The sequence below is a fragment of the Variovorax sp. Sphag1AA genome (genome assembly GCF_014192575.1).
Lineage (GTDB): Bacteria > Pseudomonadota > Gammaproteobacteria > Burkholderiales > Burkholderiaceae_C > Variovorax.
On the sequence record NZ_JACHYC010000001.1, the window covers coordinates 441,159 to 465,609 of the forward strand.

Annotated in this window: 19 protein-coding genes and 4 tRNA genes; 17 read left to right on the plus strand and 6 right to left on the minus strand. The window is 63.5% G+C overall.

Annotated elements, in window-relative coordinates; genetic code table 11:
• The first annotated feature begins 8 nt into the window (after positions 1–8).
• From FHW64_RS02210 to FHW64_RS02260, 11 genes are all read left to right on the plus strand, one after another.
• Complete coding sequence (locus FHW64_RS02210; protein ID WP_184522664.1) at positions 9–3,185, plus strand: efflux RND transporter permease subunit; 3,177 nt, start codon at positions 9–11, stop codon at positions 3,183–3,185.
• Between the two features lie 114 nt (positions 3,186–3,299).
• Positions 3,300–3,386: transfer RNA gene (locus tag FHW64_RS02215), tRNA-Leu, on the plus strand.
• A 28-nt stretch (positions 3,387–3,414) separates the two neighbouring features.
• A complete protein-coding gene (gene tig, locus FHW64_RS02220) occupies positions 3,415–4,728 on the plus strand; it encodes a trigger factor (RefSeq protein WP_184522666.1) in 1,314 nt (437 codons plus the stop codon).
• An 89-nt stretch (positions 4,729–4,817) separates the two neighbouring features.
• The gene (clpP, locus tag FHW64_RS02225; RefSeq protein WP_184522668.1) at positions 4,818–5,426 is read left to right on the plus strand and encodes an ATP-dependent Clp endopeptidase proteolytic subunit ClpP; all 609 of its coding nucleotides are present in this window, start codon (positions 4,818–4,820) and stop codon (positions 5,424–5,426) included.
• A gap of 104 nt (positions 5,427–5,530) precedes the next feature.
• Positions 5,531–6,796, plus strand: coding sequence for an ATP-dependent Clp protease ATP-binding subunit ClpX (gene clpX / locus FHW64_RS02230; RefSeq protein WP_184522671.1), 1,266 nt, complete (start codon positions 5,531–5,533; stop codon positions 6,794–6,796).
• Positions 6,797–6,915: 119 nt separating this feature from the next.
• Positions 6,916–9,357 carry an endopeptidase La gene (gene lon / locus FHW64_RS02235; protein WP_184522673.1) on the plus strand — a complete coding sequence of 814 codons (2,442 nt, stop codon included), beginning with the start codon at positions 6,916–6,918 and terminating at the stop codon, positions 9,355–9,357.
• Positions 9,358–9,433: 76 nt separating this feature from the next.
• A tRNA-Gly gene (locus tag FHW64_RS02240) sits at positions 9,434–9,509 on the plus strand.
• Between the two features lie 75 nt (positions 9,510–9,584).
• Positions 9,585–9,658, plus strand: a tRNA-Cys gene (locus tag FHW64_RS02245).
• Positions 9,659–9,746: 88 nt separating this feature from the next.
• A tRNA-Leu gene (locus FHW64_RS02250) sits at positions 9,747–9,839 on the plus strand.
• A 22-nt stretch (positions 9,840–9,861) separates the two neighbouring features.
• Positions 9,862–10,494 carry a DUF6806 family protein gene (locus FHW64_RS02255; protein ID WP_184522675.1) on the plus strand — a complete coding sequence of 211 codons (633 nt, stop codon included), beginning with the start codon at positions 9,862–9,864 and terminating at the stop codon, positions 10,492–10,494.
• Positions 10,495–10,585: 91 nt separating this feature from the next.
• Complete coding sequence (locus tag FHW64_RS02260; protein ID WP_184522677.1) at positions 10,586–11,884, plus strand: MFS transporter; 1,299 nt, start codon at positions 10,586–10,588, stop codon at positions 11,882–11,884.
• Positions 11,885–11,897: 13 nt separating this feature from the next.
• On the opposite strand, the gene FHW64_RS02265 is transcribed toward FHW64_RS02260, so the two are convergent.
• From FHW64_RS02265 to FHW64_RS02275, 3 genes are read right to left on the minus strand one after another with little or no spacing between them, the layout of a single operon-like run.
• Complete coding sequence (locus FHW64_RS02265) at positions 11,898–12,659, minus strand: hypothetical protein (protein ID WP_184522679.1); 762 nt, start codon at positions 12,657–12,659, stop codon at positions 11,898–11,900.
• A 10-nt stretch (positions 12,660–12,669) separates the two neighbouring features.
• Positions 12,670–13,524: a glutamate racemase gene (murI, locus tag FHW64_RS02270; RefSeq protein ID WP_221210174.1), complete on the minus strand. Its 855-nt coding sequence runs from the start codon at positions 13,522–13,524 to the stop codon at positions 12,670–12,672.
• A complete protein-coding gene (locus tag FHW64_RS02275) occupies positions 13,521–15,071 on the minus strand; it encodes a fumarate hydratase (protein ID WP_184522681.1) in 1,551 nt (516 codons plus the stop codon). Before FHW64_RS02275 ends, murI begins: the two co-directional genes overlap by 4 nt.
• A 128-nt stretch (positions 15,072–15,199) precedes the next feature.
• On the opposite strand from FHW64_RS02275, the gene fumC reads away from it, so the two are divergent.
• On the plus strand, positions 15,200–16,597 hold the full coding sequence (fumC, locus tag FHW64_RS02280; RefSeq protein WP_184522683.1) for a class II fumarate hydratase: 1,398 nt from the start codon (positions 15,200–15,202) through the stop codon (positions 16,595–16,597).
• A 15-nt stretch (positions 16,598–16,612) separates the two neighbouring features.
• Here fumC and FHW64_RS02285 read toward each other — a convergent pair whose 3' ends face one another.
• Positions 16,613–17,227, minus strand: a complete 615-nt coding sequence (locus FHW64_RS02285) for a YqhA family protein (RefSeq protein ID WP_184522685.1) — start codon at positions 17,225–17,227, stop codon at positions 16,613–16,615.
• Positions 17,228–17,415: 188 nt separating this feature from the next.
• Here FHW64_RS02285 and acs point away from each other — a divergent pair, with 188 nt between their 5' ends.
• Both acs and FHW64_RS02295 read left to right on the plus strand, forming a co-directional pair.
• Positions 17,416–19,410, plus strand: a complete 1,995-nt coding sequence (acs, locus tag FHW64_RS02290; protein WP_184522687.1) for an acetate--CoA ligase — start codon at positions 17,416–17,418, stop codon at positions 19,408–19,410.
• Positions 19,411–19,511: 101 nt separating this feature from the next.
• On the plus strand, positions 19,512–20,018 hold the full coding sequence (locus tag FHW64_RS02295; RefSeq protein ID WP_184522689.1) for a LapA family protein: 507 nt from the start codon (positions 19,512–19,514) through the stop codon (positions 20,016–20,018).
• Between the two features lie 9 nt (positions 20,019–20,027).
• Here FHW64_RS02295 and FHW64_RS02300 read toward each other — a convergent pair whose 3' ends face one another.
• A complete protein-coding gene (locus tag FHW64_RS02300) occupies positions 20,028–20,333 on the minus strand; it encodes a c-type cytochrome (protein WP_184522691.1) in 306 nt (101 codons plus the stop codon).
• A 106-nt stretch (positions 20,334–20,439) separates the two neighbouring features.
• Here FHW64_RS02300 and FHW64_RS02305 point away from each other — a divergent pair, with 106 nt between their 5' ends.
• Positions 20,440–20,676 (plus strand): TIGR04438 family Trp-rich protein, encoded by a 237-nt coding sequence (locus FHW64_RS02305; RefSeq protein WP_184522693.1) that lies wholly within the window; start codon positions 20,440–20,442, stop codon positions 20,674–20,676.
• A 113-nt stretch (positions 20,677–20,789) separates the two neighbouring features.
• Here FHW64_RS02305 and ilvD read toward each other — a convergent pair whose 3' ends face one another.
• On the minus strand, positions 20,790–22,484 hold the full coding sequence (gene ilvD, locus FHW64_RS02310) for a dihydroxy-acid dehydratase (RefSeq protein WP_184522695.1): 1,695 nt from the start codon (positions 22,482–22,484) through the stop codon (positions 20,790–20,792).
• A 112-nt stretch (positions 22,485–22,596) separates the two neighbouring features.
• Between ilvD and FHW64_RS02315 the strand changes: the two genes are divergently transcribed.
• On the plus strand, positions 22,597–23,535 hold the full coding sequence (locus FHW64_RS02315) for a LysR family transcriptional regulator (protein WP_184522697.1): 939 nt from the start codon (positions 22,597–22,599) through the stop codon (positions 23,533–23,535).
• A 29-nt stretch (positions 23,536–23,564) separates the two neighbouring features.
• Complete coding sequence (gene lgt / locus FHW64_RS02320) at positions 23,565–24,392, plus strand: prolipoprotein diacylglyceryl transferase (protein ID WP_184522699.1); 828 nt, start codon at positions 23,565–23,567, stop codon at positions 24,390–24,392.
• The last annotated feature ends 59 nt before the right edge of the window (positions 24,393–24,451 follow it).

The window sequence follows — 24,451 nt, forward strand, 5'->3', positions numbered from 1 at the left end:
ACGCCTCGATGACGTCACCCAACGCTGCCGACGCCGGCAAGTCTGGCTTCAACCTCTCGAAATGGGCGCTCGATCACTCGGCGCTCACGCGCTATCTGATGCTCGTGCTGATGCTGCTGGGATTCGCGTCCTACTTCCAGCTCGGGCAGGACGAAGACCCACCGTTCACCTTCCGCGCGATGGTGGTGCGCACCTACTGGCCCGGTGCCACTGCGCAACAGGTGGCGGAACAGGTCACCGACAAGCTCGAACGCACGCTGCAGGAGGCGCCATACGCCGACAAGATCCGCAGCTACTCAAAGCCTGGCGAGTCGCAGATCATCTTTCAGATCAAGGATTCATCGCCGCCGGGCGATGTGGCGAACGTCTGGTACACGGTGCGCAAGAAGATCGGCGACATGCGCTACACGCTACCTGCGGGCGTGCAGGGGCCATTCTTCAATGACGACTTCGGCGACGTCTACGGCGTGATCTATGCGCTGGAAAGCGAAGGATTCACGTATGCCGAACTGAAGACCTTCGCCGACGATGTGCGGCAGCGGTTGCTGCGCGTGAAGGATGTCGCGAAGGTCGAGCAGTTCGGCGTGCAGGACGAGAAGGTCTTCATCGAGATCTCGCATAAGCGCCTGGCCCAACTCGGGCTCGACTTCAACAACGTGCTCGCGCAACTCGGCTCGCAGAACGCGATCGAGAGTGCCGGGACCATCCAGGCGCCCCAGGACATCGTGCAGGTGCGCGTCGCCGGTCAGTTCACGAATGTCGAGCAGCTGCGCGCGATGCCTATCCGCGGCAGCTCGGGCAACCAGATGCGGCTCGGCGACATCTCGGAGATCCATCGCGCCTACGTCGATCCACCGGCGGTCAAGGTGCGCCACGAGGGCAAGGAAGTGATTGCGCTCGGTGTGTCGATGGCCAAGGGCGGCGACATCATCGCGCTCGGCAAATCGTTGCGCAGTGCGACGGACCAGATCGACAAGCAACTGCCGCTCGGCGTGAAGCTCGTGCAGGTGCAGGACCAGCCCGTCTCGGTATCGCGCTCGGTCAACGAATTCGTGCACGTGCTGATCGAGGCTGTTGCGATCGTGCTCGCGGTGAGCTTCATCTCGCTCGGGCTGCACAAGGGCGGGCGCTTCGGCTGGTACATCGACATCCGGCCAGGGCTGGTGGTGGCGATCACCATTCCGCTCGTGCTCGCGGTGACCTTCCTGGCGATGAACTACTTCGGCATCGGGCTGCACAAGATATCGCTAGGGTCGCTGATCATCGCGCTCGGCCTGCTGGTGGACGACGCGATCATCGCGGTCGAGATGATGGTGCGGAAGATGGAAGAGGGCTACGACAAGGTACGCGCCGCCACCTTCGCTTATGACGTCACGGCCAAGCCGATGTTGACCGGCACGCTGATCACGGCGGCGGGCTTTCTTCCGATCGGTATCGCGAAATCGGTGACCGGCGAATACACCTTCGCGATCTTTGCGGTGACCGTGATCGCACTGGTGCTGAGCTGGCTCGTGTCGGTGTACTTCGTGCCGTACCTCGGGACGATCATCCTGAAGGTCAAGCCGCACGATCCCGACGCGCCGCCGCACGAACTCTTCGACACGCCGTTCTACAACACATTCCGTCGCGCAGTGGACTGGTGCGTGGCGCATCGCTGGATCACCATCGGTGCGACCGTACTGATGTTCGGGCTCGGCATCGTCGGCATGGGCAAGGTGCAGCAGCAGTTCTTCCCCGATTCGAGTCGACCGGAAATCCTCGTTGACCTGTGGTTCCCGGAGGGCACCTCCTTCGCGGCAAACGAGGAAGTCGCCAAGCGCGTCGAACAGCGACTGCGCGAAGAAGAAGGCGTGACGACGGTCACGACCTGGATCGGCTCCGGCGTGCCGCGCTTCTACCTGCCTCTGGATCAGGTGTTTCCGCAGACAAATGTTTCGCAGCTGATCGTGCTCGCGAAGGACTTGCACTACCGCGAGACCTTGCGACTGAAGCTCCCCGGGCTGCTGGCGCAGGAATTCCCCGAGGCGCGGGGCCGCGTGAAGCTCCTGCCGAACGGACCGCCCGTTCCTTATCCGGTGCAGTTCCGCGTGATCGGGACCGACCCTGCGGAACTGCGCGCGCGCGCCGACGAGGTCAAGGCCGTGATGCGCGAGAACCCGAATATGCGCGGCGTCAATGACAACTGGAACGAATCGGTGAAGGTGATTCGGCTCGAAGTCGACCAGGACAAGGCGCGCGCTCTCGGCGTGACCAGCCAGGCGATCGCGCAGGCATCGCGGACCATGTTCAGCGGGACCACCGTCGGGCAGTACCGCGAGAACGATCGACTCATCGACATCGTGCTGCGCCAGTCGCCGGACGAGCGCGAGGCGATTTCCGATATCGGCAACGCCTATCTTCCGACCGCATCGGGGCGTTCGATTCCGTTGACGCAGATCGCCAGGCCTGTCTTCACCTGGGAACCCGGCGTGATGTGGCGCGAGAACCGCGACTACGCAATCACCGTGCAGGGCGACATCGTCGAAGGACTCCAGGGCGCGACAGTGACCAATCAGCTGCTTCCCAAGCTGCGCGAACTCGAAGCCAAATGGCACGCCGCGGGGCAGGGCGCCTATCGCATCGAGGTCGCTGGCGCGGTGGAGGAAAGCAGCAAGGGCTCGGCATCGATCGTGGCTGGCGTGCCGATCATGCTGTTCCTCACGTTCACGTTGCTGATGCTGCAACTGCACAGCTTCAGCCGTTCGGTGCTCGTGTTCATCACGGGGCCGCTGGGCATCGTCGGCGTGGCCGGCGCATTGTTGGCGCTCAACCGGCCTTTCGGCTTCGTCGCGCTGCTGGGCGTGATCGCATTGATGGGCATGATCCAGCGCAACGCGGTGATCCTGATCGACCAGATCGAGCACGACCGCGCGGCCGGCGTGCCGACATGGGACGCGATCGTCGAATCGGCCGTGCGGCGTCTGCGACCGATCGTGCTCACCGCCGCCGCCGCCGTGCTGGCGATGATCCCGCTGTCCCGCAGTGTCTTCTGGGGGCCGATGGCTGTGGCGATCATGGGCGGGCTGATCGTCGCGACCGTATTGACGTTGTTGGCGCTGCCGGCGATGTACGCGGCATGGTTCCGTGTCAGCCGCGAAGAGAGAAACCCGTCGGTTGAGGCAGAAGAGGCCCTCGTTCGCGCTTAAAATACGCGGTTGACCGATTTCAGGCAGACGACTTTCAGAGCCGTCCGCTAGCGAATGGACGAAGGCGGCCCACGGGCCGCTTTCGGGTATTCATCACCTGAAAACACTGGAACCGCGCGGGTGGCGAAATTGGTAGACGCACCAGGTTTAGGTCCTGACGCCAGCAATGGCGTGCCGGTTCGAGTCCGGCCCCGCGCACCAGCACAAGACCCTCACAAGGAAGACTCAAATGACCGTGAACGTTGAAACCCTCGAGAAGCTCGAGCGCAAGATCACGCTGACGCTGCCCGTCGGCGCCATCCAGTCCGAGGTCGATTCGCGCCTCAAGAAGCTGGCTCGCACCGTGAAGATGGACGGTTTCCGTCCCGGCAAGGTGCCGATGAACGTCGTGGCCCAGCGCTACGGTTATTCGGTCCACTACGAGGTCATGAACGACAAGGTCGGCGAAGCCTTCTCCCAGGCTGCCAACGAAGCCAAGCTGCGCGTTGCCGGCCAGCCGCGCATCACCGAGAAGGAAGAGTCGCCCGAAGGCCAGCTCGCCTTCGACGCGATCTTCGAAGTGTTCCCCGACGTCAAGATCAATGACCTGGCCGCCGCCGAAGTCGAGAAGCTCAGCGCCGATGTTGGCGACGACGCGATCGACAAAACGCTCGACATCCTCCGCAAGCAACGTCGCACCTTCGCGCAGCGCGCCCAGGATGCCGCCGTTCAGGACGGCGACCGCGTCAGCGTCGACTTCGAAGGCAAGATCGACGGCGAGCCCTTCCAGGGCGGCAAGGCCGACGACTTCCAGTTCGTCGTCGGCGAAGGCCAGATGCTCAAGGAATTCGAAGACGCGGTTCGCGGCCTGAAGGCAGGCGACAGCCGCACCTTCCCGCTGTCGTTCCCGGCCGACTACCACGGCAAGGATGTGGCCGGCAAGCAAGCCGACTTCATGGTCACCGTGAAAAAGGTCGAATCGTCGAATCTGCCGGAAGTTAACGAGCAGTTCGCCAAGTCGCTCGGCATCGCCGACGCCACGGTCGAAGGCCTGCGCGCCGACATCAAGAAGAACCTTGAGCGCGAAGTCAAGTTCCGCCTCCTCGCACGCAACAAGACCGCTGTGATGGACGCGCTGATGGCGAACGCCGAACTGGATCTGCCCAACTCGAGCGTCCAGGCCGAAGTCGATCGCATGATCGAAGGCGCCCGCGCAGAACTCAAGCAGCGCGGCATCAAGGACGCTGACAAGGCACCGATCCCCGATGACGTGTTCCGTCCGCAGGCAGAGCGCCGCGTACGCCTGGGTCTCGTGGTTGCCGAACTGGTCCGTGCCAACAACCTGCAAGCCAAGCCGGAGCAGATCAAGGCGCACGTCGACGAACTCGCTGCCAGCTATGAGAAGCCGGCCGACGTGGTCCGCTGGTACTTCAGCGACAACCGCCGCCTGGCGGAAGTCGAAGCCGTTGTGATCGAAAACAACGTGACCGATTTCGTGCTGGGCAAGGCGAAGGTCAGCGAGAAGTCGGTATCCTTCGACGAGCTGATGGCCCAACAGGGCTGATCACGGCCGGTCGAATCCATGGGGCTTGTGCTTTGTGGCACGAGCCCCATTTCGTCTGGGTACAGTCAAAATCCCTCTGGAGAGCAAACATGAGCGCACAGGAAATTCAAGGCCTCGGCATGGTCCCGATGGTCATCGAGCAGTCGGGCCGTGGCGAAAGGTCCTACGACATCTATTCGCGCCTGCTCAAGGAGCGGGTGATTTTCCTGGTCGGTGAAGTCAACGACCAGACCGCCAATCTGGTGGTGGCGCAGTTGCTGTTCCTCGAGAGCGAGAACCCCGACAAGGACATCTCGTTCTACATCAACTCCCCTGGCGGAAGCGTGAGCGCGGGCATGGCGATTTACGACACCATGCAGTTCATCAAGCCTGACGTGTCGACGCTGTGCATCGGCTTCGCGGCCAGCATGGGCGCGTTCCTGCTGGCAGCCGGCGCAAAGGGCAAGCGCTTCTCGCTGCCCAATTCGAAGATCATGATTCACCAGGTCCTCGGTGGCGCGCGCGGCCAGGCCACGGACATCGAGATCCATGCGCGCGACATCCTGAAGACCAAGGAACAGATGAACCGCATCCTGGCGGACCGCACGGGTCAGCCGGTCGAGAAGATCGCACGCGACACCGAGCGCGACTACTTCTTGACGGCCGATGAGTCGAAGGAATACGGGCTGATCGACCAGGTGATCTCCAAGCGCAGCTGATCCCCGCGCGAGGCGCCCGAGCAAAGTACGGCGTTTTCCCACACGGGAAACGCCGTTTTTGTTTCGCTATCATTGTTAAAACCCCTGTTACGAGGCATTTGTCCATGGCCGAAAAAAAAGGCTCCTCCAGCGAAAAAACGCTTTACTGCTCGTTCTGCGGGAAAAGTCAGCACGAGGTCAAGAAGCTGATCGCGGGGCCTTCGGTCTTCATTTGCGACGAGTGCATCGATCTCTGCAACGAGATCATTCGTGACGAGCTGCCCACTGGCGAGGAGTCGCGCGAGTCCCGCAGCGATCTTCCGACTCCGTCGGAAATCAAGGCAAACCTCGACAACTACGTGATCGGCCAGGAGCCCGCCAAGCGGATGCTCTCGGTGGCCGTCTACAACCACTACAAGCGCCTGCGCCATAAGGACAAGGCCAAGGGCGATGATGTCGAGTTGAGCAAGAGCAACATCCTGCTGATCGGTCCCACCGGCTCGGGCAAGACGCTGCTTGCGCAAACCCTGGCGCGCATGCTCGACGTGCCTTTCGTGATGGCCGACGCGACAACGCTGACCGAAGCAGGCTACGTCGGTGAGGACGTCGAGAACATCATCCAGAAGCTGCTCCAGAGCTGCAACTACGAGGTCGAGCGTGCGCAGCGCGGGATCGTCTACATCGACGAGATCGACAAGATCTCCCGCAAGTCGGACAACCCGTCGATCACACGTGACGTTTCCGGCGAAGGCGTGCAGCAGGCGCTGCTCAAGCTGATCGAAGGCACCATGGCCAGCGTGCCGCCGCAGGGCGGGCGCAAGCATCCCAACCAGGACTTCCTGCAGATCGACACGACCAACATCCTGTTCATCTGCGGCGGCGCGTTCGCAGGGCTTGAAAAGGTCATCGAAAACCGGACCGAAGCTTCAGGCATCGGGTTCGGCGCGTCGGTCAAGAGCAAGCAGCAACGTAGCCTGACCGAGGTGTTCCGAGAAGTCGAGCCTGAGGACCTGATCAAGTTCGGGCTTATCCCTGAACTCGTGGGTCGGATGCCGGTCGTGGCGTCGCTGGCCGAGCTCTCCGAGGATGCGTTGGTTCAGATCCTGACCGAGCCCAAGAACGCAGTCGTCAAGCAGTTCACCAAGCTGCTGCAGATGGAAGGCGTCGACCTCGAAATTCGACCGGCCGCGCTCAAGGCCATCGCCCGCAAGGCACTCGCGCGCAAGACTGGTGCGCGAGGCCTTCGTTCGATCCTGGAGCAATCGCTGATCGACACGATGTTCGAACTGCCGAACGCGACCAATGTCGACAAGGTGGTGGTCGACGAATCGACCATTGACGAAAGCAAGCCTCCGCTGCTCGTCTACCGCGAAGCCGCAAAGAAGGCGTGATGACAATGCAGCCGGCCGCTTTGAAACAGGCGTCCGGCGTCATTTGCCAAAATCCGCCAACGCGGGCTTGAAAAGCGCGTGCGGCCGACCATCTTTCCATGATCAAGTAAAGGATCCCCATGTCCGGTCATACCCCTCTGCCTGCAACCGAACTCGATCTGCCGCTGCTGCCGCTGCGCGATGTGGTCGTGTTCCCCCACATGGTCATCCCGCTGTTTGTCGGTCGCCCCAAGAGCATCAAGGCGCTCGAACTGGCGATGGAAGCCGAGCGCCGCATCATGCTGGTGGCGCAAAAAGCCGCTGCCAAGGACGAACCTTCCGTCGAGGACATGTTCGAGGTGGGCTGTATCTCGACCATCCTACAGATGCTGAAGCTGCCCGACGGTACCGTGAAGGTGTTGGTCGAAGGCCAGCAACGTGCGCGCGTCAACCGGATCGACGACAGCGAAACGCATTTCTCGGCGAACGTCACGCCGGTGGAAGCTGCCGACACCTCCACCCAGAAGGCGACCGAAGTCGAGGCGCTGCGCCGTGCGGTGATGCAGCAGTTCGACCAGTACGTCAAGCTGAACAAGAAGATTCCGCCCGAGATCCTCACGTCGATTTCGAGCATCGATGATCCGGGCCGCCTTGCGGACACCATTGCCGCCCATCTGCCGCTGAAGCTCGACAACAAGCAGGCAGTTCTGGATCTGGACGACATCAAGGAGCGTCTCGAGAACCTGTTCGGGCAACTCGAGCGCGAGGTCGACATCCTCAACGTCGACAAGAAGATCCGCGGCCGCGTGAAGCGCCAGATGGAGAAGAACCAGCGCGACTTCTACCTGAATGAGCAGGTCAAGGCGATCCAGAAGGAACTCGGCGAAGGCGAAGAGGGTGCGGACATCGAGGAGATCGAAAAGAAGATCAAGCTCGCCAAGATGCCCAAGGACGCTCTCAAGAAAGCCGAGGGTGAACTCAAGAAGCTCAAGCTGATGTCGCCCATGTCGGCTGAAGCGACTGTGGTGCGCAACTACATCGATGTGCTGGTCGGTTTGCCGTGGAGCAAGAAGACCAAGATCAAGCACGACCTCGCGCATGCCGAGGAGGTTCTCAACGAGGACCACTACGGGCTCGAGAAGGTCAAGGACCGCATCCTGGAATACCTCGCGGTGCAGCAGCGCGTCGACAAGGTCAAGGCGCCGATCCTGTGCCTCGTTGGGCCGCCGGGGGTTGGCAAGACCTCTCTCGGGCAGTCGATCGCGAAGGCGACCGGCCGCAAGTACACGCGCATGGCCCTCGGCGGCATGCGCGACGAAGCCGAGATTCGCGGGCACCGCCGCACTTATATCGGCGCGCTGCCGGGCAAGGTGCTGCAGAGCCTGGGCAAGGTCGGCACGCGCAATCCGCTCTTCCTGCTCGACGAGATCGACAAGCTGGGCACCGACTTCCGTGGCGATCCTTCGAGCGCGTTGCTCGAAGTGCTCGATCCGGAGCAGAACCACACGTTCGGCGATCACTACGTCGAGGTCGACTTCGACCTGAGCGATGTGATGTTCGTCGCGACGTCAAATTCGATGAACATCCCGCCGGCGCTGCTGGACCGGATGGAAGTCATTCGGCTCGCGGGCTATACCGAGGACGAGAAGACGCACATCGCGCTGAAGTACCTGCTGCCCAAGCAGATGAAGAACAACGGCGTGAAGGAGGATGAACTCCTCATCACCGAAGAGGCGGTGCGCGACATCGTTCGCTACTACACCCGCGAAGCGGGCGTGCGTTCGCTCGAGCGCGAGTTGTCCAAGATCTGCCGTAAGGTGGTCAAGGGCCTGTTGCTCAAGAAGATGGAGGCGAAGGTCGTGGTGAACGGCCAGAACCTCAACGACTTCCTCGGCGTGCGCAAGTACACCTTCGGTCTCGCAGAAAAGCAGAACCAGGTCGGGCAAGTCGTGGGACTGGCATGGACCGAGGTCGGCGGTGATCTGCTGACGATCGAAGCTGTGACGATGCCCGGAAAGGGCGTGATCAGCCGCACGGGATCGCTCGGCGACGTGATGAAGGAATCGGTCGAGGCAGCCCGCACCGTGGTGCGCAGTCGTGCTCGCCGGCTTGGCATCAAGGACGAGGTCTTCGAGAAGCGCGACATCCATATCCACGTGCCTGATGGCGCGACGCCGAAGGACGGCCCGAGTGCCGGCGCAGCGATGACGACCGCTTTCGTTTCGGCACTGACCGGCATTCCGGTGCGTGCGGATGTGGCGATGACCGGCGAGATCACCCTGCGTGGCGAAGTGACGGCTATCGGCGGCCTGAAGGAGAAGCTGCTTGCAGCCCTGCGTGGCGGCATCAAGACGGTGTTGATCCCCGAAGAGAACGCGAAGGACCTGCAGGACATTCCCGAGAACGTGAAGAACGGCCTCGAGATCGTGCCGGTGAAGTGGATCGACAAGGTGCTTGAGATCGCGCTCGAGAAGACGCCGACCCCGCTTTCCGATGAGGAGGTTGCAGCGTCTGCGGCGGCGATGGCGGAGCAGGCCAAGCAGCGCGCGGCGCAATCCGTTGAAGGTTCGGTAAAGCACTAACCAAATTGCTTGCCGTTTTGTGGAGCCTTGAAAAATTGCTATATAATTCGAGGCTCTGCAGCAAACGGTGCAGTATGCGGGAATAGCTCAGTTGGTAGAGCGCAACCTTGCCAAGGTTGAGGTCGCGAGTTCGAGTCTCGTTTCCCGCTCCAGTTCTAAAAAAGGGAAGCCGGTGCTTCCTTTTTTTTCGCAGGTTCTGCGAGCTACAGAATCTCGGTAACGAGTGCGGCGCGATAGCAAAGCGGTTATGCAACGGATTGCAAATCCGTCTAGTCCGGTTCGACTCCGGATCGCGCCTCCATCGAATCCTCATGTTCCAAAATGCAGTCCCGCCAATACAGATTGACGGGACTGTTTTTGTTTGGGGTATCGTCAACATCCGACCCGAAGCCCGGATGGTGAAATTGGTAGACACATCGGACTTAAAATCCGCCGCTTCCTGCATAAGGGGCGTACCGGTTCGACCCCGGTTCCGGGCACCACCACATTACAAGGGAGCAAGACATGCCTCGCTATAACGCTCCGTTCGAAATCCATGTGCACGGCGATGTGCCGCTGCGCTCCGATGTGAATTTCGAGCAGATTCAGGAAGCTCTCAAGCCGCTCTGGAAATACGCCGGTGCTCGCTCGCTCGCCGACGGCGCGAGCAGCGTGTACGAAGAAGAGCCGGGCATCCGCTTCGAGCAGAAGGACCACATGCTCCAGATCTGCTGGACCGTGGCAGGCGACGAGGACTTTCGCCAGGCACTCGATGAGATGTGCATGGCGCTCAACGAATTGTCCGAGCAGGGGGCCGCGCTGGAAGTCACCTTCTACGACACCGACTTCGATGAGGAAGAGGGTGATCCGGACCAGGAATCGCGAGACGACTTCCTGATGCTCTTCGTCGGCCCGAATCCCGCCGCGATCATGCAGGTCCAGCGCGACTTGCTCGTCGAAGACGTCGTGAACCTGATGGAGCGCCACTTCGACGGCGCCGAGCTAGGTGGCGTCGTTGCCGAGATCGACAAGCTCTTCGGCGACCGCTTCGACGCACTCGTGAACTCCCTCGAGATCGGCAAGCGCCCGCGTGGTGGCACAGGTGGCGCTGGAAGCGGTGGCCACGGTGGTGGCCGCCGGCCGCGTCACCTCCACTAGGACCAGGCGCTTCGGCGCATCAGTCATTCGCGACACGGAGCGGTCAGCCCGCTCCGCTATGCTCGGCGGCGATCTTTCGAGGAGACGTCGCTTGAGCCTTTTCCCCCAGTCAGCCCTGCAGCCCGGCGTTCGCAAACGTGAAGTGCTCGGCTGGGCGATGTACGACTTCGCCAATTCGGGCTACACCACCGTCGTAATCACTGCGGTATTTGCCGCCTATTTCGTCGGTGGCATCGCCCAAGGGGCGCCCTGGGGCGCCTTTGCATGGACCCTCGCACTCAGCATCTCGTATGCCGTCGTCATGGTGACGATGCCTGCGATCGGTGCTTGGGCCGATCTTCATGCCGCCAAGAAGCGCGTGTTGATCCTGGCCACCGCGGGCTGCGTGGTCGGCACCGCAGCCCTCGCTTTCACGCCGCGGGTTGACGGGTTCAGTGGCGTGCTCGTCGCGATGGCGCTGGTGATCGTCTCCAACACCTTCTACTCCTACGGCGAATCGCTGACTGGCGCCTTCCTGCCCGAGTTGGCGACCGCCGATGGCATGGGCAAGGTCAGCGGGTGGGGTTGGGGCTTCGGGTACATCGGCGGCATGCTGGCGTTGGGGCTGTGTCTTGCATACGTGCTGTGGGCGCAGAGCCGAGGATTGCCCGCTGCGCACTTCGTACCGGTGACGATGATCATCACTGCCGGTCTCTATGGCATCGCGGCATGCGCGACCTTCGCCCTGCTGCCCGAGCGCGCGGTACCGCAGCCGCGAGCTGAAGAATCCAGCGCGTGGCAACAGTTGCTCAGCACCTTTCGCGAAGCCCGCAAGTACCGCGACTTCATGTGGCTGCTGGCCTGCACGGTGTCCTACCAGGGTGGTGTGGCGGTCGCCATCACGCTCGCCGCGATCTATGCGGAGCAGGTGATCGGGTTCGTCCAGAACGAGACGATGATCCTCATCTTTGTCCTGAACATCGCTGCAGCGCTCGGCGCCTTTGTCTTCGGCTATTGGCAGGATCGGATCGGCCATCGGCGTTCGCTGGCCGGTACGCTGGTCGCCTGGATCGCCGTGTGTGTGATTGCAGCGTCGGTCACGACCAAGGGCGGCTTCTGGTGGGCGGCATCGATCGCTGGGCTCGCGATGGGGTCCAGCCAGTCCGCGGGCCGGGCGATGACGGGTGTCCTTGCGCCGCCCCGCCAGCTGGCTGAATTCTTCGGGTTGTGGACCTTCGCGACCCGGCTGGCCAGCATCATCGGCCCGTTGAGCTACGGCTTGATTACCTGGATGACGGGTGGCAACCAGCGCATTGCGATTCTTTCGACCGCTGTGCTGTTCATCGCGGGACTTCTGATGCTGCTGCCGATCAACATGCAGAGGGGCCGCGAGGCCGCGCTGCGCGCGTGAGCCTCCGCGAAAGTCAGTCGCGCGCCGCGCGCTTGGGGACCCGGTAGACGCTACCGTCGTAGCGGAGCACGGTGGTGCTCAAAGTCGCCGGACGCTCCTGGGTGACGCACTCTTCTCCCTGGAGCAGGTTACGGCTTCCGGATCGCGTCCGGCGCAGCGTCAGGTCAGCCAATCCACCGCTCGTGCTGCGCATGACCGACAGCGTGCCGCGCGTCGTCTCGAAAGTGCCGGTGCAATTGGTGTCCCACTCACCGCGCTCCAGCGTCATCTCGAGTTCGTCGAGCACCTTGCCAATCTTCTGGCCTTGAGGCAGGTAGAGCGTCAGCGTCTCTCGCGCGTAGGGATTCGCGCGCGACGAGCCCTGGTAGAGCACGCGCAAGCCGAAGGCGCGCGCATCGGGCGCAAGCGTATAGCGCGCAGGGTCCAGCCTGATTTCCGCGATACGGATTGCATCTTCAGTCAGCGCACCCTCATCGAGCAGCCGGCTGACGATCTTCGCCCGCTCGGTGTTGCCGTTGTCGGCTTGCTGAACGACGAGCACATCGAGGTCGAACCGGGTGGTGTCGGGATTCCCGCCGGACTGCGGCATCGGCAGCACGACGATGAAGCGGCTCGGAGAGCCCCTCCAAGGCTCGCATACTGCGCGCTCATGGTCGAGGGTGCGCTTGGGGTGCAGCTTGGCGTGCATCCGCTCTGCGAGGCCGGTATCGCATGCCGCGTGTCCTGCGACACAGGCGAGTCCGAGAAGGCATGCGGCGACGAGTTGGCGGCGCATGCGCGATCGATCAGGCGGCGGTCGTATCGGCGACCCGGGCGCCGATCGCGCGATCGACAGATCCGTCGAGCCAGCGCGCCGCTGCTGCATCGAGTGCCCCGGGCTCGGCGCTGCTCAGCATCAGGACGCCGCCTGTGCCGCCAGCCTGGAGTTGGCCGTCGTTCAGCAGCAGCCGGCGCGTCTGTTGCGCGACCGGCGCGCCGGTATCGATGAAACGCACCGCGTGGCCAGTCCACCTGCGCAACTCACCGGTGATGAACGGATAGTGCGTGCAACCGAGCACCAGCGTGTCGATCTGCCCGGGCTGATCGCCGAAGGCGCCTGCCGCGCCGAGGTACTTCTCGCACAGTGCGGCGATCCGGTCGGATTCCGCTCGCTCGATGGCACCCGCCAGGCCGTCACATGGAACGATGTGGAAATGGGCTTGCGCTGCGAGCGAGCCATGCAGCGCTTCGAACTTGCGACTTTCCAGGGTCACGCGCGTGGCGATGACGGCGATGTGCCCGGTCTTGCTCAGCGCGACTGCCGGCTTGAGGGCAGGTTCGACGCCGATCACGGGCAGGGTGGGATACGCGGCGCGCACCTGATGGATCGCCGCCGCGGTTGCCGTGTTGCAGGCGACGACGAGCGCCTTGATCCCGTGCGCGTCGATCAGGTGGCGCGCGATCGCCGTGGTCCGCTTCGCGACGAAGGCATCGCCGCGCTCGCCGTACGGCGCATGGGCCGTATCGGCGAAGTAGACGAAGCGTTCATGCGGCAGTTCGGCACGCAGGGCGTTGAGGACGCTCAGGCCCCCGACGCCGCTGTCGAAGACGCCGATCGGCCGATCGGCGTCCGACGAGTTCACTGCCGCGCCAGCGCTCAAGCCGGTTCCAGCGTGATGGTCTTGAACTCGCCGCTGGCGATGCGCTTCTGCCACTCGGCCGGGCCGGTGATGTGGGCGCTGGTGCCGCCGGCGTCGACCGCGACGGTGACCGGCATGTCGACCACGTCGAACTCGTAGATCGCTTCCATGCCCAGGTCCGCGAAGCCAACCACCTTGGCCGTCTTGATCGCCTTGCTCACGAGGTAGGCCGCACCGCCAACCGCCATGAGGTAGGCGCTCTTGTGCTTCTTGATCGCTTCGATCGCGACCGGACCGCGCTCGGCCTTGCCGATCATCGCGATCAGGCCGGTCTTGGCGAGCATCATCTCGGTGAAGCCGTCCATGCGGGTAGCGGTGGTCGGGCCCGCGGGGCCGACCGCTTCGTCCCTGACCGGATCGACCGGGCCGACGTAGTAGATCACGCGGTTGGTGAAGTCGACCGGCAGCTTCTCGCCCTTGGCGACCATGTCGCCGATGCGCTTGTGCGCGGCATCGCGGCCGGTGAGCATCTTGCCGTTGAGCAGCAGCGTGTCGCCCGGCTTCCAGCTTGCGACTTCTTCGGGCGTGAGCTTGTCGAGGTCGACGCGCTTGCTCTTGTTGTAGTCCGGCGCCCAGTCGATCTTGGGCCAGAGGTCGAGCGAAGGTGCTTCGAGGTACACCGGGCCGGAGCCGTCGAGCACGAAGTGCGCATGGCGGGTGGCCGCGCAGTTCGGAATCATCGCGACCGGCTTGCTGGCCGCGTGCGTTGGGTACATCTTGATCTTGACGTCGAGCACGGTCGAAAGGCCGCCGAGGCCTTGCGCACCGATGCCGAGCGCATTGACCTTTTCATACAGCTCGATACGCAGCGCCTCGACCTTGGTCAGTTCGGCACCAGACGCCTTCTTGGCCTGCAGTTCGTGCATGTCGAGGTCGTCCATCAGGCTTTCCTTGGCGAGCAGGGTGGCCTTCTCGGCGGTGCCGCCGATGCCGATGCCCAGCATGCCTGGCGGGCACCAGCCGGCGCCCATGGTCGGCACAGTCTTCAGCACCCAGTCGACCACGCTGTCGCCAGGGTTCAGCATCACGAGCTTGCTCTTGTTCTCGCTGCCGCCGCCCTTGGCAGCGACGGTGACTTCGACGGTGTTGCCCGGAACGATCTCGGTGAAGATCACGGCCGGCGTGTTGTCCTTGGTGTTCTTGCGGTCGAACTGCGGATCGGCAACGACCGAGGCGCGCAGCATGTTGTCCGGGTGGTTGTAGCCGCGGCGCACGCCTTCGTTCACGGCGTCTTCCAGGCTGCCGGTGAAGCCGCCCCAGCGGACATCCATGCCCACCTTGAGGAACACGTTGACGATGCCGGTGTCCTGGCAGATCGGGCGATGACCTGTCGCGCTCATCTTGCTGTTGGTCAAGATCTGCGCCATCGCATCCTTGGCCGCCGGGCTCTGTTCGCGCTCGTAGGCCTTGGCCAGGTGGGCGATGTAGTCGGTCGGGTGGTAATAGCTGATGTACTGGAGGGCGGCGGACACCGATTCGATCAGGTCGGCCTGCTGGATGATGGTCATGGCTTTACGTGGGTGGGGGGCAGACAAAACCCCTCGATTATCCGCGCCACGGCCGTGGACTGCCTGGGCCGGGGAGCTCGCCCGAGTACCATGGTCGGCGTTTCGAATCCGACTGGGGACTCTTTTTCATGGCGACATCTTCCAAGACCCGCACCGAACGCGACACTTTCGGACCGATCGACGTGCCGGCCGACAAGCTCTGGGGCGCGCAGACGCAGCGGTCCCTCCAGAATTTCGACATCTCCGGCGAACGGCAGCCCGCCGAGATCATCCGAGCGCTTGCCCAGGTGAAGCGGGCGTCGGCGGTCGTCAATCAAGCCCTCGGCCTGCAAGACGAGAAGAAGACGAAAGCCATTGTTCAGGCCGCCGACGAAGTCATCGATGGCAAGCATCCCGGCGAGTTTCCGCTCGTGGTCTGGCAGACCGGTTCGGGTACGCAGACCAACATGAACGTGAACGAGGTGCTGGCGAACCGTGCGAGCGAGCTGCTGGGCGGTGAGCGTGGAGAAGGGCGCCTCGTCCATCCGAACGACGACGTCAACCGCAGCCAGTCTTCCAACGACGTGTTCCCGACGGCGATGCACGTCGCTGCGGTCGATGCGATCACGCACCGCTTGCTGCCGGCGATTGCCAAGTTGCGCGCCACGCTCGAGAAAAAATCCAAGGACTTCGCCGACATCGTGAAGATCGGGCGCACCCACTTGCAGGACGCGACCCCGCTCACGCTCGGACAGGAGTTCTCGGGCTACGTCGCGCAGCTGGCGCACGGCGAGGCCCATGTGCGCGCTGCGCTTCCGCACCTGTGCGAACTGGCCCTTGGCGGCACCGCGGTCGGCACCGGGCTCAACGCGCCCAAGGGCTATGCCGAGCAGGTGGCGGCCGAACTCGCGAAGCTCACCGGATTGCCGTTTGTGACTGCGCCGAACAAGTTCGAGGGCATGGCTTCGGCCGACGGCCTGGTCCATGCGCATGGCGCGCTGAAGACGCTCGCAGCCAGCATGAACAAGATCGCCAACGACATCCGCTGGCTGGCCAGCGGCCCGCGCAGTGGCATTGGCGAACTATCGATTCCCGAGAATGAGCCGGGCTCTTCGATCATGCCCGGCAAGGTCAACCCGACGCAGAGCGAAGCGGTCACGATGCTCGCCGCGCAGGTGTTCGGCAACGATGTCGCGATCAATATCGGCGGCGCGTCCGGCAACTTCGAGCTGAACGTGTTCCGTCCCATGATCGCCCACAACTTCCTGCAGAGCGTGCGACTGCTGGCCGACGGAATGGTGAGCTTCAACGATCACTGCGCGGTCGGCATCGAACCCAATCGTGAGCGCATCACCGAGCTGGTCCAGCGCTCGCTGATGCTCGTGACAGCACTGAATACGCACATCGGCTACGACAAGGCGGCCTTCATCGCAAAGAAGGCGCACAAGGAGGGGAGCAGCCTGCGCGAGGCGGCGGTCGCCTCCGGGCACCTCACGGCAGAGCAGTTCGATGCCTGGGTGGTGCCCGAAAAAATGACCGGCCGCTGAGCCGGTCCTTGCGGGTCAGTGGTCGTCGCCGGGGACCCGCGCCATCAGCCGGTCCGTCATGGCGATCGCCATTGCAGAGAGCAGGAAGGTGATGTGGATCGCCGTCTGCGCGATCAGCACGCGGTCGGTGTAGTTGTCCGCGTTGATGAAGGTCTTCAGCAGGTGGATCGAGCTGATGCCGATGATCGCGGTCGCCAGCTTGACCTTGAGCACCGAGGCGTTGACGTGGCTCAGCCACTCGGGCTGGTCGCGATGCCCTTCGAGGTTGAGCCGGCTCACGAAGGTTTCGTAACCGCCGACGATCACCATGATCAGCAGATTCGAGATCATCACCACGTCGATCAGCGCCAGCACGACCAGCATGATCACCGTCTCGTTGAGCGTCGCGACTGGCGCGGTGGTCTTGTAGCCGATGCTGGTGATGAGCGCCTGCAACGCGTCCTGGCTGCCGAAGCCCGCCTCGACGAGGTGCAAGAGCTCGACCAGGAAATGCACCACGTACACGGCCTGCGCGACGATGAGACCCAGGTACAGAGGGAGCTGCAGCCAGCGGCTCGCAAAGATCAGGTTTGGCAACGGACGAAGTGGCGAAGCCTTGCCTTCCGGGCGGAGAGGATCTTGGTTTGACATCGGGCGGACGTTTCTTGAACTTCTTTGACAATGATCAGGACGCGCGATTCTAGGGGTCGCGCATCGACCGCCATGTGACGATTCCCCCGTCGGCAAGGCCCGTCAGTCCTCCGTAAGTGCGGGCGCCGACATTCGATTGGCACCGCAATGGGTCGCAGTCTGATGCAGTCGGTAAAGGAGACATACGAATGAGCAGCGCATCCACCATTGAATCCGTCCTGGTCGAAAACCGGGTGTTCCCGCCGGACGCCCGCGCCAGCCAGGGCGCGCGTATTCCGAGCATGGCCGCCTACGAAGCCCTGTGCAAGGAAGCCGCCGACGACTTCGAAGGCTTCTGGGCCCGTCAGGCCAAGGCCAATGTGGTCTGGACCAAGCCCTTCACCCGCGTGCTCGATGAATCCAATGTGCCGTTCTACAAATGGTTCGACGACGGCGAGCTCAACGCTTCGGCCAATTGCCTGGACAAGCACATCGGCACACCGGTCGAGAACAAGACCGCCATCATCTTCGAGGCCGACGACGGCGCCGTCACGAAGGTCAGCTACAAGGAACTGCTGGCCCGCGTCTCGCAGTTTGCCAACGCGCTGAAGGCGCAAGGCATCCAGAAGGGTGATCGGGTCATCATCTACATGCCCATGACCATCGAAGGCGTGGTCGCGATGCAGGCCTGCGCACGCATCGGCGCGACGCACAGCGTGGTCTTTGGCGGCTTCTCGGCCAAGGCGCTGCAGGAGCGGATCATCGATGCGGGTGCGGTTGCGGTCGTCACCGCCAACTTCCAGCTTCGCGGGGGCAAGGAACTGCCGCTCAAGGCGATCGTCGACGACGGCATCGCGCTCGGCGGCTGCGAATCGATCAAGACCGTGCTGGTTTTCGAGCGCACCAAGACGCCGTGCAACATGGTTGCCGGTCGAGACAAGACCTTCGACGAAGTGCTCAAGGGCCAGAGCAGCGAATGCGCGCCGGTGCCGGTGGGGGCGGAGCATCCGCTCTTCATCCTCTACACCTCGGGCTCGACCGGCAAGCCGAAGGGCGTGCAGCACTCGACGGGCGGCTACCTGCTGTGGGCCAAGCTCACGATGGACTGGACCTTCGACATCCGTCCGGAAGACATCTTCTGGTGCACCGCAGACATCGGCTGGATCACCGGTCATTCCTATGTCGCCTACGGTCCGCTCGCCGCAGGCGCGACGCAGGTGGTGTTCGAGGGCATCCCGACCTTTCCGCATGCGGGCCGCTTCTGGCAGATGATCGAGAAACACAAGGTCTCGATCTTCTATACGGCGCCGACCGCGATCCGCTCGCTGATCAAGGCGGCGGACAGCGACGAGAAGGTGCACCCGAAGAACTGGGACCTCACATCGCTGCGCATCCTGGGTACGGTCGGCGAGCCGATCAATCCCGAAGCCTGGATGTGGTACTACCGGAACGTCGGTGGCGAGAAGTGCCCCATCGTCGACACGTTCTGGCAGACCGAGACCGGCGGTCACGTGATCACGCCCCTGCCGGGCGCCACGCCGCTGGTGCCGGGCTCGTGCACGCTGCCGCTGCCGGGCATCATGGCCGCGATCGTCGACGAAACCGGCAAGGACATCCCGCATGGCGCCGGAGGCATGCTGGTCATCAAGCGGCCGTGGCCGTCGATGATCCGGACAATCTGGAACGACCCGGAGCGCTTCAAGAAGAGCTATTTCCCCGAGGAGATGGGCGGCGCCATCTACCTCGCCGGCGACGGTGCGGTGCGCAGCGCCGACCGGACTTACTTCCGCATCACTGGCCGGATCGACGATGTGCTCAATGTGTCCGGCCACCGCCTTGGCACGATGGAGATCGAATCGGCCCTGGTCGCCAAGACCGATCTCGTGGCTGAAGCCGCAGTCGTGGGCCGGCCGGACGACCTGACGGGCGAAGCAGTCTGTGCCTTCGTGGTGCTCAAGCGCGGCCGTCCTTCCGGGGAAGAAGCCAAGCAGATCGCCACGGAGCTTCGCAACTGGGTTGCGAAGGAAATCGGCCCGATCGCCAAGCCCAAGGACATCCGCTTCGGCGAGAACCTGCCCAAGACCCGCAGCGGCAAGATCATGCGACGCCTGCTGCGCAGCATCGCCAAGGGCGAGGCGATTACGCAGGACACGTCTACGCTGGAGAACCCCGCGATCCTCGAGCAGCTCGGTCAGGCGTACTGATCCGGCGCGCGTTCGATCCGCATCGGTTGCACCCCTGTCCGACAGGGGATGCGACCGACATGCGTTACAAATGACCCTCCAATCACAAACCGGAGCAGGTCATGGGGGTCAGAACAGGTGTATTGCTGGTGGTCGTGCTGCTGATTGCCGCACTGGCTGCGCTCAATTGGGGCCTCATCGTCGCGCCTACGACCATGTCGGTCGGCTTCATGCAGGTCACCGCGCCTTTCGGGCTGATCATGCTGGGGTTGACGGCGCTGCTGGGCATCTTCTTCGTTGCCTACGTGGTCTATCTGCAGAGCTCGATCCTTCTGGAGACGCGCCGTCACACCAAGGAAATGCAGGCCCAGCGCGATCTCGCCGACAAGGCGGAAGCCTCGCGCTTTACCGAACTGCGCAACTTCCTCGAAACCCAGGAAAACGCCCATATGACGCGCAATGCCGAGCGGCATGCCGCAATGCTCGCGCGTGTCGAGCAGCTGGAGGTAGCGATGAAGGTGCGGTCAGAGCAACTCGACAACACGTTGGCCGCGCACATCGGCCAACTCGAAGACCGCATGGATCGCCGCGTGACCGGCGCCGCGGCGGGCATGCCGCCGGCGGTCTGATTCGCGGCGTTATTTGGTCGAGAGCACCCAGGCCGCGAGCTTCTTCGCGTCTGCTTCGCTGACCTGGTTGTTTGCCGGCATCGGTACCGGCCCCCAGACGCCGGAGCCGCCCTTCATGATCTTGGTAGCGAGCTGATCGACAGCACCCTTGTTGTCCTTGTACTTGGCGGCCACGTCCTTGAAGGCCGGGCCCAGCACCTTGCGATCGACCGCGTGGCAGCTCATGCAGTTCTTCGAAGTGGCCAGCGCCAGATCGGCGAGGGCGGGCGTGGCACAGCCGACACACAGCGCGGCAGCAAGGAGCGCTCTTTTCATGGGGTTCAAAGGCGTGGTGCGTTAAAGTCGATCCAACGCGATTGTAGGTAGGGCGGTGGACGTCCTTGGCCCGTCGCGTCGCTGACAAAGGACGGAGGAGTTCGCGATGTGGTTCTTGGGTTTGGGCCTGTTGGCCGTGGCGCTCAAGGTGCTCGAGGTCGGCGTTGTCGCCACCTGGAGCTGGTGGGTCGTGCTGACGCCTTTCGCGCTGGCCATCGCCTGGTGGGCCTGGGCCGATGCCTCGGGCTATACCAAGCGCAAGGTCGTCGAAAAGGAGAACGCTCGCCGCCAGGAGCGCATCGATCGCCAGCGCAGCAGGCTGGGCACTTTGAGAAGGAAGTAGCTCGCCCCCAGCCTCGCTCACTTCGTGTAGCTCGGGCACCCCCTACCGGGGGCAATACCGACGGCCCGGCGGAGCCGGTTCCGTGGTGTTTCCCGTGTGGGGCCGCGGTCCCTTTAGAACTTGTCCAGGACGGCGCCGGAGCTGGCGCTGGATGCGTTGAAGGCGAACTTGGCCTGTACGCCGCGGGTGTAGCGGGGGGCAGGGGCCTTCCAGTTGGCACGGCGCTTGGCGATTTCTGCGTCAGGCACGTTCAGTTCTAGCTTCAACTGGTGCGCATCGATCGTGATCGAGTCGCCTTCGTTGACGAACGCAATCGTGCCGCCAGCCGCCGCCTCGGGCGCGACGTGGCCGACCACCATGCCCCAGGTACCGCCAGAGAAACGGCCATCGGTGATGAGGCCGACGCTTTCGCCGAGGCCTGCACCGATCAACGCGCCGGTCGGCGCCAGCATTTCAGGCATGCCCGGGCCGCCCTTCGGGCCGAGATAGCGCAGCACCATCACGTCACCCGCCTTGATCTTGCCGTCGAGAATCGCCTGCAGCGCCGATTGCTCGTCGTCGAACACCCGTGCCGGTCCGGTGATGACCGGGTTCTTGAGGCCGGTGATCTTGGCGACCGCACCTTCGGGCGACAGGTTGCCCTTGAGGATCGCCAGATGTCCTTCGGCGTACATCGGATTGTTGATGGAACGGATCACGTCCTGGTCGGCGCGCGGCTGGTCCGGCACGTCCTTGAGCACTTCGGCGATGGTCTGGCCGGAGATGGTGACGCAGTCCCCGTGCAGCAGGCCGGCGTTCAGCAGAACCTTCATGACCTGCGGGATGCCGCCGGCCTTGTGCAGGTCGACCGCGAGGTACTTGCCGCTCGGCTTCAGGTCGCAGATCACCGGCACCTTCTTGCGCATGCGCTCGAAGTCGTCGATGGACCATTCCACGCCGGCCGCATGGGCGATGGCCAGGAAGTGCAGCACCGCATTGGTCGAGCCGCCGGTGGCCATGATGACGGCGACTGCGTTCTCGATCGCCTTCTTGGTGACGATGTCGCGCGGCTTCAGGTCCTTCTTGATGGCTTCGATGAGTACCTTGGCCGATTCCTTGGCCGAGTTCTGCTTTTCGTCGTGTGGGTTCGCCATGGTGGACGAGTAGGGTAGCGACATGCCTAGCGCTTCGAAGGCGCTCGACATGGTGTTGGCGGTGTACATGCCGCCGCAGGAGCCGGTGCCGGGGATGGCGCGCTTCTCGATTTCCTTCAGGTCCTCGTCGCTCATGTTGCCGGCAGCATTCTGGCCGACCGCCTCGAACACGCTCACGATGTTCAGATCCTCGCCCTTGTACCGGCCCGGGAGGATGGTCCCGCCGTAAACGTAGATCGCGGGCACGTTGGCGCGGAGCATGCCCATCATGCCGCCGGGCATGTTCTTGTCGCAGCCGCCGACCACCAGCACGCCGTCCATCCACTGGCCGCCGACGCAGGTTTCGATGCAGTCCGAGATGACTTCGCGGCTGACCAGCGAATACTTCATGCCCTCAGTGCCCATTGCCATGCCATCGGAGATCGTCGGCGTGCCGAACACCTGGGCATTGCCGCCGGCTTCCTCGATGCCCGCGATAGCCGCGTCGGCCAGCTTCTGCAGGCCCGAGTTGCAGGGCGTGATCGTGCTGTGGCCATTGGCGACGCCGACCATCGGCTTCTTGAAGTCGCCTTCCTCGTAGCCCATGGCATAGAACATCGACCGGTTCGGCGCGCGGCTCTTGCCTTCGACGATGTTGGCGCTTCGGCGGTTGATCTGGATCGGTTTCGTTTCCATCGTGGCTCTCTCGTGATCGGGGGAATTGAGAAATCGGGGGGGACGCCAAGTATCGGACGATTGATTGATTGGTTCCAATCCAATTTTTGCCATGCATTGATATGCTTGGCATATGAAAGAGAGCCCGATCGACCTCCGGGTCTGGCGCCAGTTCCTCGCGGTGGCGGAGGAACTGCATTTCGGCCGCGCGGCGCAGCGTCTGCATATGACGCAGCCGCCGGTGACGCAGGCCATCGCGCAGCTCGAAAAGTCGCTTGGCGTGGTGCTGTTCGACCGGACGCGGCGCCGGGTTGCGCTCACGCCAGCGGGCGAGGCGCTGGTGCCCGAAGTGCGCGAACTCCTCGCTCGGGCGCAAGGCCTGCCGGCGCGTGCGCGCGCGGCGGCGGCGGGCGAGTTGGGGCGTGTGCGACTGGCCTTCGTGTCGACCATCGGCTTCGAACGGCTGCCGGTCTGGGTACGCGAATTTCGCCAGCAATCGCCAGACGTGGCGCTGGAACTGGTCGAAGCCACCGGCGACGTGCAGCTCGAAGCCTTCTCGCGCGGCGAGATCGACGCCGGGCTGATGCTGCATTCACCCGGATCCGCGCCCCCGGGGCTGGAGCGGCTGGCGGTGTCGCAGGAGCCACTGGTGCTTGCGTTGCCCGCCACGCACCCCTTGGCGAAGGCCAGAAAAATCCGGCTCTCGGACGCCCTGGGCGAGCCGGTGGTTATCTTCCCGCGGCGCATCGTGCCTTCGCTGCACGACGCGATCTTCGATCGCTACCACGCAGCTGGCCGCACACCGCGCATCGCGCAGGAAGCGATCCAGATGCAGACCATCGTGAACCTCGTCTGGGGCGGTCTCGGCGTGGCGTGGGTGCCCGAGAGCGTCACGCAGTTCCGGCGTGCCGGCATCGTCTACCGCGGCGCGGCCGAGTTCGAGCCTGAAGGCCGTCGGCGCGCGTCCGTCACGCTGCCGAGCTGCGAGACCAGCCTCGTCTGGGCTGCCGAAGCCGCCAATCCGGCGCTCGCGCGCTTCATCGAGTTCATTGGACAAGGACCGGCCGGGTAGCTGCGCGCGGGGGTGTTTTAATCCCGGTCATGCTCATGTATCCGCAGATCAACCCCGTGGCGCTTCAGCTCGGGCCGATCGCCATTCACTGGTATGGCCTGACCTATCTGGCCGCTTTCGCGCTGTTCTATTTCCTCGGCACGCTTCGGTTGCGGCACGAGCCGTTCCGCTCGACTACCGGCCCCGGCGCCTGGACGCGCAAGGACCTCGAGGACATCCTTTTCCTTGGCGTGCTCGGCGTGATCGTCGGCGGCCGGTTGGGCTACTGCCTGTTCTACAAGCCCGGCTTCTATCTCACCCATCCGCTCGAGATCTTCTTCGTGTGGCAGGGCGGCATGAGCTTCCATGGCGGGTTGCTGGGTGTCATCGCGTCGATGGTCTGGTTCGCGCATTCGCGCAAGCGGCCGTTCTGGCAGGTCACGGATTTCGTCGCGCCCTGCGTGCCAACCGGGCTCGCCGCGGGCCGCGTCGGCAACTTCATCAACGGGGAGCTGTGGGGGCGTTTCGCGCCTGCGGACCTTCCTTGGGGCATGGTGTTTCCACAGAGCGGTTCGATGCTGCCGCGCCATCCTTCGCAGGTGTACCAGTTCCTGCTCGAAGGCTTGCTGCTCTTCGTGATCCTGTGGCTCTATGCACGCAAGGAACGACGCGAGCGCCGCGTTTCGGCGGTGTTCCTGATCGGCTACGGCGCGATGCGCTTCACGGCCGAATTCTTCCGCGAGCCCGATGATTTCCTCGGCCTGCTGGCGCTCAACATGAGCATGGGCCAGTGGCTGTGCGTGCCGATGATCCTCTTCGGCGTGTGGCTCTACCTCAGTGCCCCGGCGCAGCGAAGGGCCACGACCGCGCCGGCGTAAGGGGAATTCCGGCGTCTCCACAGGCGGAAGGAGCGTCCTTTCGGCTAGTGCTTCTGGTG

Bases quoted from the DNA above. Each gene is read 5' to 3' on its own strand.
- FHW64_RS02210 (WP_184522664.1), top strand. From the start codon at position 9: ATGACGTCACCCAACGCTGCCGACGCCGGCAAGTCTGGCTTCAACCTC.
- tig (WP_184522666.1), top strand. From the start codon at position 3,415: ATGACCGTGAACGTTGAAACCCTCGAGAAGCTCGAGCGCAAGATCACG.
- clpP (WP_184522668.1), top strand. From the start codon at position 4,818: ATGAGCGCACAGGAAATTCAAGGCCTCGGCATGGTCCCGATGGTCATC.
- clpX (WP_184522671.1), top strand. From the start codon at position 5,531: ATGGCCGAAAAAAAAGGCTCCTCCAGCGAAAAAACGCTTTACTGCTCG.
- lon (WP_184522673.1), top strand. From the start codon at position 6,916: ATGTCCGGTCATACCCCTCTGCCTGCAACCGAACTCGATCTGCCGCTG.
- FHW64_RS02255 (WP_184522675.1), top strand. From the start codon at position 9,862: ATGCCTCGCTATAACGCTCCGTTCGAAATCCATGTGCACGGCGATGTG.
- FHW64_RS02265 (WP_184522679.1), bottom strand. From the start codon at position 12,659: ATGCGCCGCCAACTCGTCGCCGCATGCCTTCTCGGACTCGCCTGTGTC.
- FHW64_RS02275 (WP_184522681.1), bottom strand. From the start codon at position 15,071: ATGACCATCATCCAGCAGGCCGACCTGATCGAATCGGTGTCCGCCGCC.
- fumC (WP_184522683.1), top strand. From the start codon at position 15,200: ATGGCGACATCTTCCAAGACCCGCACCGAACGCGACACTTTCGGACCG.
- FHW64_RS02285 (WP_184522685.1), bottom strand. From the start codon at position 17,227: ATGTCAAACCAAGATCCTCTCCGCCCGGAAGGCAAGGCTTCGCCACTT.
- acs (WP_184522687.1), top strand. From the start codon at position 17,416: ATGAGCAGCGCATCCACCATTGAATCCGTCCTGGTCGAAAACCGGGTG.
- FHW64_RS02295 (WP_184522689.1), top strand. From the start codon at position 19,512: ATGGGGGTCAGAACAGGTGTATTGCTGGTGGTCGTGCTGCTGATTGCC.
- FHW64_RS02300 (WP_184522691.1), bottom strand. From the start codon at position 20,333: ATGAAAAGAGCGCTCCTTGCTGCCGCGCTGTGTGTCGGCTGTGCCACG.
- FHW64_RS02305 (WP_184522693.1), top strand. From the start codon at position 20,440: ATGTGGTTCTTGGGTTTGGGCCTGTTGGCCGTGGCGCTCAAGGTGCTC.
- ilvD (WP_184522695.1), bottom strand. From the start codon at position 22,484: ATGGAAACGAAACCGATCCAGATCAACCGCCGAAGCGCCAACATCGTC.
- FHW64_RS02315 (WP_184522697.1), top strand. From the start codon at position 22,597: ATGAAAGAGAGCCCGATCGACCTCCGGGTCTGGCGCCAGTTCCTCGCG.
- lgt (WP_184522699.1), top strand. From the start codon at position 23,565: ATGCTCATGTATCCGCAGATCAACCCCGTGGCGCTTCAGCTCGGGCCG.